Origin of the sequence: Lentzea indica (genome assembly GCF_012184385.1) — a bacterium.
Taxonomy (GTDB): Bacteria; Actinomycetota; Actinomycetes; order Mycobacteriales; family Pseudonocardiaceae; genus Lentzea; species Lentzea indica.
In genome coordinates, this window is sequence record NZ_VSRL01000023.1 from 1 (window position 1) to 14,529 (window position 14,529).

General features: G+C 69.1%; 17 protein-coding genes. 11 read left to right on the forward strand and 6 right to left on the reverse strand.

The window, feature by feature from the left end; translation table 11 throughout:
* On the forward strand, positions 1-263 hold a 263-nt coding region (locus FXN61_RS09050; protein ID WP_188134849.1), incomplete at its 5' end, for a ClpP family protease.
* Here the strand turns inward: FXN61_RS09050 and FXN61_RS09055 are convergent.
* The gene (locus FXN61_RS09055; RefSeq protein WP_167972164.1) at positions 260-616 is read right to left on the reverse strand and encodes a helix-turn-helix domain-containing protein; all 357 of its coding nucleotides are present in this window, start codon (positions 614-616) and stop codon (positions 260-262) included. The genes FXN61_RS09050 and FXN61_RS09055 overlap by 4 nt on opposite strands.
* A 145-nt stretch (positions 617-761) precedes the next feature.
* Here FXN61_RS09055 and FXN61_RS09060 point away from each other — a divergent pair, with 145 nt between their 5' ends.
* Positions 762-1,565: a calcium-binding protein gene (locus tag FXN61_RS09060; RefSeq protein WP_167972166.1), complete on the forward strand. Its 804-nt coding sequence runs from the start codon at positions 762-764 to the stop codon at positions 1,563-1,565.
* Between the two features lie 88 nt (positions 1,566-1,653).
* Positions 1,654-2,382: a hypothetical protein gene (locus FXN61_RS09065; protein WP_167972168.1), complete on the forward strand. Its 729-nt coding sequence runs from the start codon at positions 1,654-1,656 to the stop codon at positions 2,380-2,382.
* Here the strand turns inward: FXN61_RS09065 and FXN61_RS55185 are convergent.
* Positions 2,354-5,326, reverse strand: a complete 2,973-nt coding sequence (locus FXN61_RS55185) for an AfsR/SARP family transcriptional regulator (protein WP_167972170.1) — start codon at positions 5,324-5,326, stop codon at positions 2,354-2,356. The two genes, FXN61_RS09065 and FXN61_RS55185, sit on opposite strands and share 29 nt — an antisense overlap.
* Before the next feature lie 110 nt (positions 5,327-5,436).
* Between FXN61_RS55185 and FXN61_RS09075 the strand changes: the two genes are divergently transcribed.
* Positions 5,437-6,228: an SDR family NAD(P)-dependent oxidoreductase gene (locus tag FXN61_RS09075; protein WP_167972172.1), complete on the forward strand. Its 792-nt coding sequence runs from the start codon at positions 5,437-5,439 to the stop codon at positions 6,226-6,228.
* A gap of 9 nt (positions 6,229-6,237) precedes the next feature.
* Positions 6,238-6,828, forward strand: coding sequence for a TetR/AcrR family transcriptional regulator (locus FXN61_RS09080; RefSeq protein WP_167972174.1), 591 nt, complete (start codon positions 6,238-6,240; stop codon positions 6,826-6,828).
* On the opposite strand, the gene FXN61_RS09085 is transcribed toward FXN61_RS09080, so the two are convergent.
* The 3 genes from FXN61_RS09085 to FXN61_RS09095 are packed head-to-tail and all read right to left on the reverse strand — an operon-like array spanning position 6,825 to position 9,776.
* Positions 6,825-8,321, reverse strand: coding sequence for a tripartite tricarboxylate transporter permease (locus tag FXN61_RS09085; protein WP_167972176.1), 1,497 nt, complete (start codon positions 8,319-8,321; stop codon positions 6,825-6,827). The genes FXN61_RS09080 and FXN61_RS09085 overlap by 4 nt on opposite strands.
* A complete protein-coding gene (locus FXN61_RS09090) occupies positions 8,314-8,805 on the reverse strand; it encodes a tripartite tricarboxylate transporter TctB family protein (RefSeq protein WP_167972178.1) in 492 nt (163 codons plus the stop codon). Before FXN61_RS09090 ends, FXN61_RS09085 begins: the two co-directional genes overlap by 8 nt.
* On the reverse strand, positions 8,802-9,776 hold the full coding sequence (locus FXN61_RS09095; protein ID WP_167972180.1) for a Bug family tripartite tricarboxylate transporter substrate binding protein: 975 nt from the start codon (positions 9,774-9,776) through the stop codon (positions 8,802-8,804). The genes FXN61_RS09090 and FXN61_RS09095 overlap by 4 nt, the downstream gene beginning before the upstream one ends.
* Positions 9,777-9,917: 141 nt before the next feature.
* Here FXN61_RS09095 and FXN61_RS09100 point away from each other — a divergent pair, with 141 nt between their 5' ends.
* Both FXN61_RS09100 and FXN61_RS09105 read left to right on the forward strand, forming a co-directional pair.
* Positions 9,918-11,489, forward strand: a complete 1,572-nt coding sequence (locus FXN61_RS09100) for an ATP-binding protein (RefSeq protein ID WP_246291109.1) — start codon at positions 9,918-9,920, stop codon at positions 11,487-11,489.
* Positions 11,486-12,157: a response regulator gene (locus tag FXN61_RS09105; RefSeq protein ID WP_167972184.1), complete on the forward strand. Its 672-nt coding sequence runs from the start codon at positions 11,486-11,488 to the stop codon at positions 12,155-12,157. Before FXN61_RS09100 ends, FXN61_RS09105 begins: the two co-directional genes overlap by 4 nt.
* 2 nt (positions 12,158-12,159) lie before the next feature.
* On the opposite strand, the gene FXN61_RS09110 is transcribed toward FXN61_RS09105, so the two are convergent.
* Positions 12,160-12,693, reverse strand: coding sequence for a M23 family metallopeptidase (locus FXN61_RS09110; protein ID WP_167972186.1), 534 nt, complete (start codon positions 12,691-12,693; stop codon positions 12,160-12,162).
* 103 nt (positions 12,694-12,796) lie between these two features.
* On the opposite strand from FXN61_RS09110, the gene FXN61_RS09115 reads away from it, so the two are divergent.
* From FXN61_RS09115 to FXN61_RS09125, 4 genes are read left to right on the forward strand one after another with little or no spacing between them, the layout of a single operon-like run.
* Positions 12,797-13,378: a DUF4232 domain-containing protein gene (locus tag FXN61_RS09115; protein WP_167972188.1), complete on the forward strand. Its 582-nt coding sequence runs from the start codon at positions 12,797-12,799 to the stop codon at positions 13,376-13,378.
* On the forward strand, positions 13,375-13,557 hold the full coding sequence (locus FXN61_RS51725) for a hypothetical protein (protein ID WP_246291111.1): 183 nt from the start codon (positions 13,375-13,377) through the stop codon (positions 13,555-13,557). Before FXN61_RS09115 ends, FXN61_RS51725 begins: the two co-directional genes overlap by 4 nt.
* Positions 13,554-13,856 carry a GNAT family N-acetyltransferase gene (locus FXN61_RS51730; protein ID WP_312877608.1) on the forward strand — a complete coding sequence of 101 codons (303 nt, stop codon included), beginning with the start codon at positions 13,554-13,556 and terminating at the stop codon, positions 13,854-13,856. Before FXN61_RS51725 ends, FXN61_RS51730 begins: the two co-directional genes overlap by 4 nt.
* Positions 13,857-13,908: 52 nt before the next feature.
* Positions 13,909-14,517 (forward strand): LysE family translocator, encoded by a 609-nt coding sequence (locus FXN61_RS09125; protein ID WP_167972190.1) that lies wholly within the window; start codon positions 13,909-13,911, stop codon positions 14,515-14,517.
* Positions 14,518-14,529 lie beyond the last annotated feature (12 nt).

The window sequence follows — 14,529 nt, forward strand, 5'->3', positions numbered from 1 at the left end:
CGGAAGGGCGCCGGTCCGTCCTGCCCCACTCCAGGGTCGTGCTGCACCAGCCTGCGGCGCAGGGGCGTGGCACGATCCCGGACCTCATCCTCGCGGCGGACGAGGTGGTGCGGGTGCGCACGCAGCTGGAGAACATCCTGGCCCGGCACACCGGCCGGAACGTGGCCGAACTGCGCCACGACACCGACCGGGACCGCGTGTTCGACGCAACGGGCGCGGTCGAGTACGGGCTCGCCGACCAGGTGCTGGACCAGCGGGCCTAGGCGACCATCAGCAGCGGGCCCATCGCCACCGGGCCCGAGGGACGGCCGGTGGGACGTGACGTGTGGAAGTGGCTGACCTGCTGGACGCGGAGGTTTCGGACCTGACCGGCGATGCCGATCAGCAGGTCGGCCAGGTCGACGCCCAGCGCGCCGGCGACCGCGGCGATCATCTCGCTCGACGGTTCCTTGCGGCCGCGCTCGATCTCGGACAGGTACTGCACCGAGATGCCCGCCCGTTCGGCCACGTCGACCAGGCGGTCGCCCCGTTCCTCTCTGGTCTCGCGCAGCTTCCGGCCCAGGGCCTCACGCCACAACGGTTCGGGAGCGCGCTTGAAGTCCAGGATCTCCGCCATGTCGTCATGGTGACAGCACCGCGACCACCTCAAAGGAGCGTTCTGCTGTCAGCAGAAAGCCGGCCCTAAAACCACCCGAAGGTGACCGAAAGAGCGCTGAGCAGGCTGTTCCCCGCAAGGCAACGACCACCAAGGGGAGAACAGCATGAGAATGCTCATCGGGCTGGGTGCCGCCACGCTCGCCGCGATCGCCATGCCCGCCGTCGCGCACGCCGCACCGCACACCACGGTGTACGTGCAGAACAAGGTGCTGATCGTCGAGGCGGAGGCCGGCAAGACGAACAACATCGTGGTCGGGCTGGACACGGCGAACCACCGGCTCACCGTCACCGACTCCGGTGACCTGCTGGCCGTCGGTGCCGGCTGCACGCTGAGCGGCGCGAACGTGAACTGCGCCTACGAGTCCGGTGCCACGAAGCTGATCACGTCGATCCAGGTGAAGGCGAACGACCTCAACGACCGGATCAGCATCGCCTACGACAACACCAACGCCGACGCGATGCCGGCCAGCGTCTACGGCGAGGCGGGCAACGACGTCATCGAGACCCGCGCCAAGGGCCTCATCAACGGTGGCGACGGCAACGACACGTTGCGGCCGAAGCGCGGTGGCGTCTCCGTGTACGGCGGCACCGGCACGGACCGGGTCGACTACAACAACGGCAGCGCGCTGCACCCGAACTCGGGCGTCTCGGTGACCATCGGCTCGGGTACCGACGACGGCTACGACACGCTCGCGCTGAAGGACTACGTCGCGAGCGACGTCGAGAACTTGACCGGCACCAACTTCGTCGACCATCTGGTCGGCAGCGCGTCGGTCAACAACATCCTCGCGCTGAACGGCAACGACCTCATCTGGGGGCTGGCGGGCAACGACACGCTCAACGGCGGCCTCGGTGTGGACACCTGCCTGGACGCGGAGGACGGCGACGTCCTGGTCAGCTGCCCCTGACCTTAATGCGGCTTTAAGCGAGCGCGGCATCCTTCGGATCCGCGGGCTGAGAGGCCCGCGGACCCGAAGGGGGATGGACGTGAAGGTGATGAGCACGGCCCTGCTCGTGCTGAGCTTGACCAGCCCGGCTGCGGAAAGCGATGAGGTCGGGGTGGTGCAGAGCACCAGCCCGGCGACGTCGGTGGGAAAGACCGTCTCGGTCAGCTGCCCGAGCGGCACGAAGGTCGTCGGCACCGGCGGCTCGGTGACCGGTGAGCGGACGACGATCACGCGAGTCCGGCCGGGTGACGACCTCACCAGCGTGGAGGTCACGGCGGTCGAGCACGGGGCGGGGACCGTGCAGCCGTGGACGGTGACCGTGCGGGCGAACTGCGCGCCCGGCGAGTTCACCCTGGTGTCCAAGAGCGGCACGAAGAACGCCGAGGCGGCCTGCCCCGGCAACCAGAAGGCGCTCGGCGTCGCGGGGGAGACCGCCGGCGGGCACTTCACGAAGATGGCGCCCAAGAATAACCTCAAGGGCGGCGTGATCGAGACGTCCGGGAACGCGGACGTCACGGCGCACGCGATCTGCGGGACGCGACCCGGGCTGGTTCTGCGCGGCGGCAGCCCCTCGGTCGTGATGACCAAGACGGCCTCGAAGTCCGTTGCCTGTCAAGGTGACGAGCAGGTCGTCAGCGCCGGTGGTGCGGTCGCCGGCGCGATCATCGACGACGTCGTCCCCGCCGGCTCCGGCGCGACCGTCACCGGGGAGGGGACGGACGCGCAGGGCCAAGCCATTCGCTGGTCGATCACGCCCTACGTCGTGTGCTCGCAGTGAAAGGACGCGGGTCGACCTCGATCTCCCGCATCCGCGTGACGTAGGTCTGGTAGCACCTCCGAGCCTCGCCATGACTCCCTGCGGCGGCGAGGACGCGCACCAGCATCAGGTGCGCAGGCTCGTCGTACGGGTCGCGTTCAAGTACGCGCAGGCAATACCTGCTGGCCAGCGCGTACTCCCCACTGGACTCGGCCCGTGCGGCGAGCACCCCCACCACCTGCAGGTAGATCAACCGGGCTTCCTCGCGCAACCGCGCCGCCCAGTCCTCGTACGGATCTTCCTCCAGGAAGTCGCCGTGATAGGCGGACTCGGCGGCCGCCAGCAGTGACTGGGCCTCGGACGAGTTCCGTTGTGCCGCAGCGAGTCCGGCCCGCGCGTCGGCGAGGAACGCGGCCACGTCTACCGGCAGCACGTCCGTGTCGAGCCGGATCGCGTCCCCCTCTGCGACGATGCCCGTGCCCGCCCTGAGCACACTGCGGGCCGTGGACAACGCGACCGCCAGCCGGTTCGCAACTTTCTCCGGTTCCTCGTCCGGCCAGAGCAGGTTTCCCAGCGCCTCACGGGTGATCGGCCGTCCGCGCCGCGCGATCAGGATCTTCACCAGGTCCCTGGCCTTGCGCGACTGCCACGCGGCCGGTGGCAGCGGTTCACCGTCGCGCAGCACCCGGAACCCGCCCAGGGTCTGGATGAACAACGCGGGCCTGCTCGCCTTCCGGCACGTCTCGGCAACCGTTGCCGCCGCTTCGGCGAGCACGCGCGCACCGAGATCCGCAGCCTGGTGCCGTGCCTGTCCTGCCAGTTGTTCTCCCGCGGCACCACCGACGAGCGCCGCCTGCGCCGTGCGCACTCTCACCTCACCGAGCGGGTTGCCGATCTCGTGCCACAACGTCAGCGCCTGGTCGAGCAGCACCGGGTCGTTCTCCACGAGTCCCCGCAGCTGCAACGCCCGCGCGAACCCCGCCCGGTCACCCCGCCTGGTCGCGATCTCCGCGGCCTCCTGGCACAGGTCCTTGGCCTCGTCGAGCCGCGCCAGCACCAGCAGTGCCGCAACACTTTCGCCCAGCTCCAACGCCTTGCGGGCGTGCTCACGTGCGAGATCCGGGTCGTCGTCGGCGAAGAGCTCGGCGAGCCCGACGTGCGCCAGAACCAGGTGCGGCACGGTGTTCTTGGCCGACGCGAGCCGCAACGCCTCCTGCAGCGCGAATCCCGCCAGCGCGCGGTCACCTCTGAGCCGGTGCACCTCGCCCAGGTAGACCAAAGGCGCGGCCGCGAGCCAGCTGCCGGCCTGGTCGAACACCTGTTGCGCGGCGTGGAAATCGGCCGCGGCCTCGTCCAGCCTGCCGAGTCCGAGCAACGCCTCGCCGCGGTTGTGCAGCCCGATCGCCCGGTACGTGGCGAACCCGGTGACGTCCGCGAGCGGCAGCATCTCCTCGATCTCCTGCAACGCCGCCCGGTGCTCACCGGCCTCGACGTGGTGCGAAGCCCGGTTCGAGCGGATCCGGATGACACCGAGCACGTCGCCGGCCTTCTGCGCGTGGTCGAGCGCGATGTCGTAGTGCTCGGTCAGCTCGTCGCGTTTTCCTTGTGCCGCAGCGACCATCGCGAGCACGGTGTGCGCGGTGCCCATCGCGCCGTCGCTGGTGGCCGTCTTCAGAGCTTCAGCCGCCTTGGCCGACGCGGCCTCCAGATCACCCAACGCCCAGTGCGCGCTGGCGGCAGTGCTCAGCAGCATCGACTCCGCCGTCGGGTCATCGCCGTCCGGCACGTAGCCGTCGCAGATCTTCAACGCGTCCTGCGGCCCGCCGCGCAGGTGCTGGATCCACGCCATGCGCCACGCCAGTTCCGCGGTCAGCCCGTCCTCGGTGGCACGTGTGAACCGGTCCGCCGCCTGCCGCCATTCACCGCGCAGCTGGTGTGCGACGCCTTCGAGCTGCCACACCTCGGCCGTGCGCTGGTCGTCCGGCACCAGGCTCGTCGCGGTCAGCACGGCGTCCGCGCCTTTGGTCCGCAGCACGTCGTCGAGCAACGCCGTCACGCCGGGCCAATCCTCCAGCGCGGCAAGGGAATCCACCGCGCGAACGTACTCACCGCGTGACGTGAACCAGCCTGCCGCATCCGCGTGCACGCCAACCGCGGGCTCCAGGAACTCCCGCGCCAGCGGAACGAGCGCGAACCACCCCGGTTCCGCACGGACGTGCTCGACGAACAGCCCGCGCCGGGCGAGGTCCGGCAGGATCGCCGCCGCTTCCGTGTGCCCCAAGGAAGTCAGCAGATCGATGGTGAACCGGTCGAACGCGGCAGCGGTCCTGAGCAACTCCCGCGTCTGTTCCGGTTCTCTGCCGACGACCTCGTCGACGAGGTCGGCGAGCTCCTCGACCGTGCCCGTCTCCGCGACCAGCCGCACCGCGATCGGCCACCCACCGGTGACGTCGTGCACGTCGTGGCCGGCGACCACGGTGGTCTCCTCGGCCGTGAACGCCAGCTGGGCCGCGGTGATCTCGGTCAGCTCGCCGTCCACCTTCAAGCGCCGCAACGAGAACGGCGCCGGCGTGCGTCCGGACAACACGAGCCGGGCACTCGGCGGCAGCTGGAGGCAGAGCGCCTCCAGAAGTTGTACGGCCGAATCTCCTTGTCTCAGAACATGTATGTCGTCCAGCACGATGAGCACGTCTTCCGGCCAGGCTTCGGCCAGCAGCCCGGCGATGGCGTGCGCCCTGCCGGATTCGTCCTCACCGGACACCGCCGGGACGCTGGTCCACCCGGCTGCCAAAGCGGAAGCCATCGGCTGCAACAGCCGATGGCCTTCCTGGCAGGTGTGCCACACGACCGGACGGTCGGTGTGCGCTTGCGTCAGCAGCGTCGTTTTGCCGTAGCCGGCGGGTGCGACGAGCGTCGTGAGCCTCGTCGTGCAGAGCAGCCCCTCGAGCCGGGGCCGCCGGATCACCGTTGTCCTCCCACGCCCCAAGATCGCCGCTTCTCCGCCAACGTTACGGATGTATTCGGGCATACAGCGACAGGTTGGCAGTGACTGCCAACCTGGCGTACGGTGGCAGCATGGGAGTCGACTTCAGGAAGCAAACGGTGCTGGTCACCGGGGCGAGCTCGGGTATCGGCGCCGAGTTCGCGAGGCAGCTCGCGGCGCGTGGATCCGGCCTCGTGCTGGTCGCGCGTCGCAAGGATCGGCTGGAGGAACTGGCAGAGCAGCTGCGGGCGGCTCACGGCGTGACCGTGCACGTCGTGGCCGCGGACCTCGCTCAACCAGGCATCGGCGAGCGGCTGGCGCAGGAGGTCGCCGGATTCGGCGTCACCAGCGTGATCAACAACGCCGGGTTCGCGAACTTCGGGTCGTTCCACGAGGAGGAACCCGAGCGGTTGCGGCAGGAGATCGCGGTCGACGTCAACGCGGTCGTCGAGATCAGCAGGGCGTTCATCGAGTCGTTGCGCGCCAACGGTGACGGCTTCCTCGTGAACGTGGCGAGCATGGCGGCCTACCAGGCGAGCCCCTGGATGTCGGTCTACGGGGCGACGAAGGCGTTCGTCGTGAGCTTCACCGAGGGACTGTGGGTCGAGTCGCGCGGCACGGGTCTGCGCGTCATGGTGTTGTCACCCGGCGCGACGCGCACCGAGTTCTTCGAGGTCTCCGGCAGCGAGGAGATGGCGGTGGGGCTTCGGATGCAGACCGCGGAAGAGGTGGTCGCGACCGCGTTGCGCGCGCTGGACCGCCGGGTCACGCCTCCCGGTGTCATCGCGGGCAGGATGAACCGGCTGATGGCGTTCGCCTCGCGGCACCTGGCCTCCCGCGCTCTCAACGCCAGAGTGATCGGGCGAATGGCGCAACCCCACTAGAGTGGCGTCATGGAGAAGCCGGCGACGTTGTGGGACCGGTCGCGTCAGGCCGTGGTCGCCGAGATCGTCGACACGGCACTGACGTTGTTCGCCGAGCAGGGGTACGAGGCGACCACCATGGCGCAGGTCGCCGCGAGGGCGGGCGTGTCGCAGCGCTCGCTGTTCCGGTACTTCGGCACCAAGGAGGACCTCGTCTGCGGCGAGCAGGACGCGCTGGGTGAGCTGCTGGTCGCCACCGTCGCGGCCCAGGCTCCCGAGGTGTCTGCCTGGGACGCTCTGCGGGCCGGGTTCACCGCGATCCTCACCGCCTCCGGCCACACTCCGGAGAGGGTGCTGGAGATCTCCACGCTGATCTTCGCGAACCCGCCGCTGCGCGCCAGGTACTTCGAGAAGCGGCTGAAGTGGCAGCGGGCACTGACACCCGTCATCGAGAAGCGGATGGGCATCGAGCCCGGCGAGATACCGGATCCTGGCGCGATGGGCCTCATCGCCACGGTGTTCGCGTGCGTCGACACCGCGTCGGAACTGTGGGTCCGCCACGGCGGCAAGGCTGATCCGTTCGAGCTGTACGAACAAGCGCTTGCCGCCGTGCGCGATTAGACCATCACCTGTGACTTCTTGCGACGCAACCGAAGCACGACCGTCACCGCCAGCAGCACGACGAGCACGCTGTAGGCGACCGCCGCGAACGGACTGGTGACCAACGCGCTGAGCGAGCCCTCGCTGATCTGCAGGGTGCGCCGGACCTGTTCCTCCGCCATCGGCCCGAGGATCAGCCCGACCACCAGCGGTGCGACGGGATAACCGTGCCGCCGCATGAAGAACCCGACGACACCGATCACCAGCAGCACGATCAGGTCGTCCACGACGAAGTTCACCGCGTAGGTGCCCAGCGCCGCGAACAGCAGGATGCCGGCGTACAGGTACGGCCGCGGAATCTGCAGCACCTTCACCCAGATCTTCACGAGCGGCAGGTTCAGCACGAGCAGCATCACGTTGCCGATGTATAGCGACGCGATCAGCGCCCACACCATCGCCGAGTTGTTGGTGAACAACAACGGCCCCGGCTGGATGCCGTAGCTCTGGAACGCCGCCACGATCACCGCGGCCGTCGCCGTCGTGGGCAGGCCCAGCGTCAGCAACGGCACCAGAACGCCCGCCGCTGCGGCGTTGTTGGCCGCCTCCGGACCCGCCACGCCCTCGATCGCGCCCTTGCCGAACTCCTCGGGCCGTTTCGAGAGCTTCTTTTCCGCCGCGTACGACAGGAACGTCGACACGTCCGCGCCGCCGGCCGGCACGGTGCCGATCGGGAAGCCGATGAACGTGCCGCGCAGCCACGGCTTCCACGAGCGCGCCCAGAAGTCCCGCGTGAACCACTTGCCGCCGATGGGGATGACCTCGATCGGCCCGTGCCGCAGCCGTGACGCCACATACAGCGCCTCGCCGACCGCGAACACCCCGACCGCCACCACGACCACGTCGATGCCGTCGGCCATCGTCGCCACCCCGAGGGTGAAGCGCTGCTGCCCTGACAGCGTGTCGGTGCCGACGAGCCCGATGAACAGTCCGAGGCCCAATGACGCCAGCCCGCGCACGGGTGACGACCCGAGCAGTGCCGCCACGGTCGTGAACGCCACCACCATCAGTGCCACGTAGTCCGCCGGACCCAGCTGCACGGCGACGTCAGCGATGGTCGGTGCCAGCAGGGTCAGCAGCACCGTGGCGATCGTGCCCGCCACGAACGAGCCGATCGCCGCCGTCGCCAGCGCCGCCGCGCCGCGCCCGGCTTTGGCCATCTTGTTGCCCTCTAAGGCAGTCACGATGGACGCCGATTCGCCCGGCGTGTTCAGCAGGATCGAGGTCGTTGATCCGCCGTACATTCCGCCGTAGTAGATGCCCGCGAAGATGATCAGTGCGGCAGTCGGTTCCAGCGAGTACGTCAACGGCAGCAGCAACGCCACCGTCATCGCCGGTCCGATGCCCGGCAGCACGCCGACGGCGGTGCCGAGCGTGACTCCCAGCAGCGCGTAGAGCAGGTAGGCGGGCTGCGCGGCGGTGGCGAAACCCTCCAGCAGGGCGGTGATGCTATCCATCGAGGAACGGCACCCCTTCGAGAATCCCGGCGGGCAGCGACAGGCCCAGACCGGACGCGAACACCACCTGCACGACCAGCGCCAGCACCACCGCGATCGGCAGCGCCCGCCACCAGACCGCGCCCAGCGCCCACGCCGCACCGAAGAACAGCACGGTCGCCGCGACCGGCCAGCCGACCAGGTCGATGAGCACCAGGTGCGCCACCAGAATGGCCACCAGCTTGCCCACGGTCACCCAGTCGGTGCGGACGGACTCGTCGACGTCCTCGGCCTCTTCTGCCTGGCCGAGCTTTCCCCGTGCGGTGGCGATGATCGCCGCCAGGCCCGTCACGACGAGGAGAATCCCCACGGCGTAAGGGAATGCGCGCGGCCCGACGGCGTTGTCGTCACGAGCGGCGATCGTGGTCGCGTCGACGAGGGTGAAGACCCCGATCGCCGCGACCAGACCACCGAACGCGTACTCCTCGGCCTTCTCAGCGATCACTTGATGAGCCCGATGTCCTGCAGCGCGGGCTTGACGCGGCCGATCTCCTTGAACAGGAACGTGGAGAACTCGCCGCCGGTCAGGAACGTGTCGGTCCAGCCCTTCTTCTTGAGCTCGTCCTTCCACGCCTGGCTGGCGTGCATGTCGGTGACCAGCTTGGTCAGCCGGTTCTTGGCCTCGGCCGAGATCGAGCCGGGCGCCACCACGCCACGCCAGTTGATCAGCTCGACGCCCAGGTCCTTGAACGTCGGCACGTTCAGGTCGGCGTGCGGGTTGGGGCCGGACGTGCCGAGCGCGCGCAACTTGCCCGCCTTGATCTGCTCCCTGTACTCGCCGACACCCGAGATGCCCGCGTCGACCTTCTTGCCCAGCAACGCCGCCAGCGACTCGCCGCCACCGGAGTAGGGCACGTAGTTCAGCTTGGCCGTGTCGATGTTCTTCGCCTTGAGCAGCAGCCCGGCGAGGATGTGGTCGGTGCCGCCGGCGGAACCGCCGGTGATCGACACGCCCTTGCCCTTCTCGTTGACGGCGTTGAGCAGGTCGTCGATCGTCTTGTGCGGCGAGTCGGCCGGCACCACGACCACCTCGTCCTCGGCCGTCAGCCGGGCGATCGGCGTGGTCTCCTCGAGCCGCGCCTTCGACGAGTTGGTCTCCACCGCGCCGACCATGACCAGGCCGGTGACCATGAGGAACGACTCGGAGCGCTCCGAGGTGAGCTTCTGCAGCCCGACCGTGCCACCCGCGCCGCCGACGTTGCTGACCTGCACGGAGTTCGCGAGCTTGGCCCCGCTCACCGCCGTCTGCATCGACCGCGCGGTCTGGTCCCAGCCACCACCGGGGTCGGCGGGCGCCATGATCTCCAGCTTCGCGATGGAGTCACCGCCGCCGGCGCTCTTCGTCCCCTGGCCGCATCCCGCGAGCACCAGTCCGACAGCGGCGACCGCGGCCGCTCGTCTCCAGCCCGTGTTCATCGAGCACTCCTCGCTTCGTTGCGAACGTTGTGCGGGGACGCTAGGTAACTGCCGGAGGTCTCGTAAGTCTTCGGTCATAAGGTCCGTATTGGTCGTTTAGTTCGTGACCTGTTTCATAGCCGATACGTCAGAATGCCATTCATGTTCCGTCGGTCTGTTTCGTTCGCAGCTTTGCTGCTGGCGTTGCAGGTGGTCATCGTGCTGATGACGACCTGTGCCGCCGGTCTGCTCGCGGCCAAGCTGCAGAGCGATCGGATCAGGGAGGCCTACAAGGACAGGATGTTGTCCGTCGCGGAAAGCGTGGCGAAGCTACCCACGGTGATCGAGGCGTTCGATTCCCGTGACCCGTCGGCGATCATCCAGCCGTTGGCCGAACTCATCCGCAAGGCGTCCAACGTGACGTACGTGGTCGTCACCGATCGCCACGGCGTCCGCTACGCCCATCCGGATCCGAAGCGCATCGGCGAGCACGTCTCCACCGACCCGAGCGCTGCGCTCTCCGGCGAGGTCTTCGTCGGCACGGAGACCGGCACGCTCGGCACGTCGTTGCGCGCCAAGGTGCCAGTGCGCGCCCCAGACGGACGGATCATGGGCATGGCCTCGGTCGGCATCCTGGAGAGCCAGCTGTCCGCCGACCTCGCGGAGGACCTGCCGGAGCTGATCGGCTGGCTGGCCGCCGCCGCGCTGGTTGGCGTGCTCGGCGCGGCGCTGATCACGCAGCACGTGCGCCGCCGCACGTTCCGGCTCGAACCCGCCGAGATCGCGCAGCTGCTGGAGACCAGGGACGCGATGCTGCACGGCGTCCGCGAAGGCGTTGTCGCCGTTGACGATCAGGAGAAGCTGGCGCTGGTCAACGACGAGGCGATGCGCCTGCTCGGGCTCGTCGACGACCCGAGCGGCAGACCGGCAGCGGAGGTCCTCGATGACGGACTGCTGGACCTGGCGCGCGACGAGGACGACGTCGCCGACCGTCTTGTCCTTGCGGGAGAACGGGTTCTGGTCGCGAACCGGATGACGGCCAAGACGCACGGCCGCGCCGTCGGCGTCGTGCTGACGTTGCGCGATCGGACCGAGTTGCACGACGCGTTGCGCGAGCTCGACGGTCAGCGCACCGTCACGGAAGTGCTGCGCGCGCAGGCCCACGAGTTCTCCAACCACCTGCACGTCATCGGCGGCCTGCTGGACCTGGACCGGAGTGCCGACGCCGTCGCCTACATCGAACGGGTCGGCGGAGCGGGCTCGGTCACCGCGGACATCATCGACGGCGCGAACGCGGATCCGGCGCTGGCGGCGTTGCTGCTGGCGAAGTCCTCGACCGCGCACGAACGCGGCGTGGAACTGCGGCTGGACCCGGACAGCTCGGTGGACATCCGCGCGGGCGACGACGCGCTGACCGTGCTGGGCAACCTGGTGGACAACGCGGTGGACGCCGTGGAGATGGGCGGAATCGTGCGAGTGCTGGTTCGCTCGTCGGCGGGCGGGGTGCGGGTGGTCGTGGACGACGACGGGCCGGGAGTGGCGGAGTCGCAACGCGGTCGCATCTTCGACCTGGGCGTGAGCTCGAAGGACGCCCATGGCGCGCATGGCAGGGGGATAGGACTTGCATTGGTGTCCAGGGTGGTGACCCGGCGCAGCGGCCGGGTGGCGATCACGGACTCGGAGCTCGGCGGCGCGTCGTTCGACGTGTGGCTGCCGGAAACGGGGAACCGATGAGCGTGCGGACGCTGGTGGTCGACGACGACTTCGCCGTGGCCGCCATCCACCGGGGTTTCCTGGAGGCGATGCCGGAGTTCGAGGTGGTCGGCGAGGCCCACCGCGGAGGTGAGGCGTTGCGGGCCGTCGAGGCGCTCCGGCCCGACCTGGTGCTGCTGGACATCCACCTCCCCGACATGTCGGGGCTCGAGGTGCTGGCCCGCTTGCGCGCCCGCAACGGTCCGCCGGTCGACGTCATCGCGGTCACGGCCGCGCGCGAACGGGAGACCGTGCGGCAGGCCATGTCCAGAGGCGTGGACAACTACCTGGTCAAGCCGTTCACGCGGACGGCGTTCCTGGACCGGATGCGGGAGTACCTCGCCCAGCGCGTCGAAGTGCAACGGCTGGGACAGGTGCTGGATCAGGACGAGGTCGACCAGCTGATGCACCACCGGCCGCGCCCCTTGGCCATGCCCAAGGGGCTGTCGGCGGTCACGCTGCGGCTGGTGATCGATGCGTTGCGGGACTGCGAGAACGACCTCTCGGCGCAGGAGGTCGGTGACCGGGCCGGGTTGTCGCGCGTGAGTGCGCGCCGCTATTTGGAGCACCTGGTGACGATCGGCAAGGCCGAGGTGCAACCGCGTTACGGCATGGCGAACCGGCCCGCGCACGGGTATCGGCTGACCTGAGGTCAGCAGTTGTAGCTCTTGGTGGCGATGTCGCCGTAGTACTTCACGGCCTTGCCGTGCAGGATCGCCTTGACGTCGTTGCCGTTGAGGCGCTGTTCGTAGTGCAGGTGGGTGTAGGTCTGACCGCCGGACTTGCCGACTGTGCCGACCCGTGCGCCGCGGGCCACCCTCTGGCCGTCCCTCACCGCGACTGAGCCGAGGTGGGCGTAGTAGGTGGCCCAGCCGCCGCCGTGGTTGATCACGACGTAGTTGCCGTAGCCGGACGCCGCGTAACGCACGTCGACGGTGCCGCCGGCGCTGGCGATCACCGGTTTGCCCTTGTCGGAGTCGCCGCTGCCCATGTTGAAGTCGATGGCGTACAACGGTTTGTGGTTGGACCGCGTTCCGGCGCGCCAGGTCTGGCCGCACGGGAACGGCATCTCGAACGCCGGTCGTGCCGCAGCGTCCACAGTGGACCCTTCGGCGGTGGCGGTGGTCGTGAACGCGAGCGGTGCCAACAGTGCGAGTGCCGCGACAGCCAGGCGACTGATCCTCATGATTGCCCCTCTCCAGGTGAAGATCCCGACGGATCTGAGGCTGGCAGCGGGGCGGCATCGCAACCAGAGAGGGAAATCCCTCACCTGTGGCATGATCGGGCTCATGAGAACTGGGGGCAGGATTCTCGTGGTGCTGGCTGCGCTCGCCGGCCTGGCCGCGTGCGGAACACGTCCGGAGGTTTCACCGATCCCGGAACCGGCCGGCGCGCGCCCGATCTCCTTGGTCACGCCTGCGGCGCAGGAACCGTCGTGCGACACCGGGCTGCGGTTCACCACGGGTTTCACCGACGCGGCGATGGGCCTGCGCGTGATGTCCGTCGAGGTGGTCAACTGCGGCACCCAGCCGGTGCAGCTCAACGGCTACCCGCAGGTGAAGCTGCTCGACGAGCAGTGGCGGCAGTTGGACGTCGCGATCGTCGAAGGCTCGGGCGGCATCGCCTCGGTCGGGGGCTTCGACGACGCGCCGCAGCCGATCACGGTGCAGCCGGGAGAGCGCGCGAGGAGTGCGTTCCTGTGGCGGAACACGCACACGTCGGTCGACCCGCCGCAGGTCGGCAGCCACGTCGACATCGCGGCCGCGCCGGGTGGCACGTGGCAGTCGTTGCTGCCGGTGTCGCCGGAGAAAGGCATCTTCATCGACCTGGGCAGCACCGGGCGGATGGGCGTCAGGGCCTGGCACCGGTGACGGTGGAGCTGCGGCGCGCGACACCCGAGGACGCACCGGCGGTCGCCAGGATCTGGTACCCCGGCTGGTGCGACGCGCACCTCGGCAACGTGCCACAGCAGCTCATCGACGCACGGCCTGAAGCGACGTTCGAGCCGCGCGCCCTGGAACACGTCGAGCACACCACGTCGCGACCGTGAACGGTGAGGTCGCCGGCTTCGTGATGGTCGTCGGGGACGAGGTCGAACAGGTCTACGTCTCCGCGGACCACCGCGGGTCCGGTGTCGCGCCGGCACTTCTGGCCGCTGCCGAGCGGGAGGTGGCGTCGAACGGGCACTCGCTCGCCTGGCTGGCCGTCGTCGCCGGGAACACGCGGGCGCGCCGGTTCTACGAGCGGCAGGGCTGGACGGACGAGGGCCTGTTCGACCACCAGGCACCCCACCAGGACGGGCCCATCCCGGTTCCGGCCCACCGCTACACCAAGCCGGTGACGACATGACCATCGTCTCAGGCATTGTGGTGGCGCTGTTAGTTCATGTTTTCATGACGTCATGTCGACCACCGCGCTCCTGAGCTTCACGTTCGTCGCGCTGCTGACCGTCGTCACGCCGGGCCTGGAGACCCTGCTGGTGCTGCGGACGGCGCTGCTGGTCGGCCGCCGTGCCGCGATGGGCGTCGTGGTGGGCAGCACGCTGGGCTGCCTGGTGTGGGCGACAGCGGGCCTGGTCGGTCTGACCGCGCTGCTGCAGGCGTCCGAACTGGCCTACGACATCGTGCGCTGGCTCGGCGCCGCGTACCTGATCTACCTGGGCGCCAAGGCGCTCTGGACGTCCCGGCGTCCGGTGGAGATGGACGAACCCGCGCCGGTGCCGTCGGTGCGCGCGGCCGTCCGGGTCGGACTGCTGACGAACCTGCTCAACCCGAAACCGGGCGTCTTCTACATCTCGTTGCTGCCGCAGTTCCTGCCCGTCGGTCAGCCCGCGTGGGGCGCCGTGCTCGTGGCGATCCACCTCGGCATCGGTCTGCTGTGGTTCCCGATCCTGATCACGGCGGCCGGCCGGGCCCGTGCTTTCCTGCTGCGGCAACGGGTTCTGCTGGACCGCCTCTCCGCGTCCGCGCTGATCGCCTTCGGTCTGAAAACGGCCGCGGACGCACGCTGACGTGTGATCTGA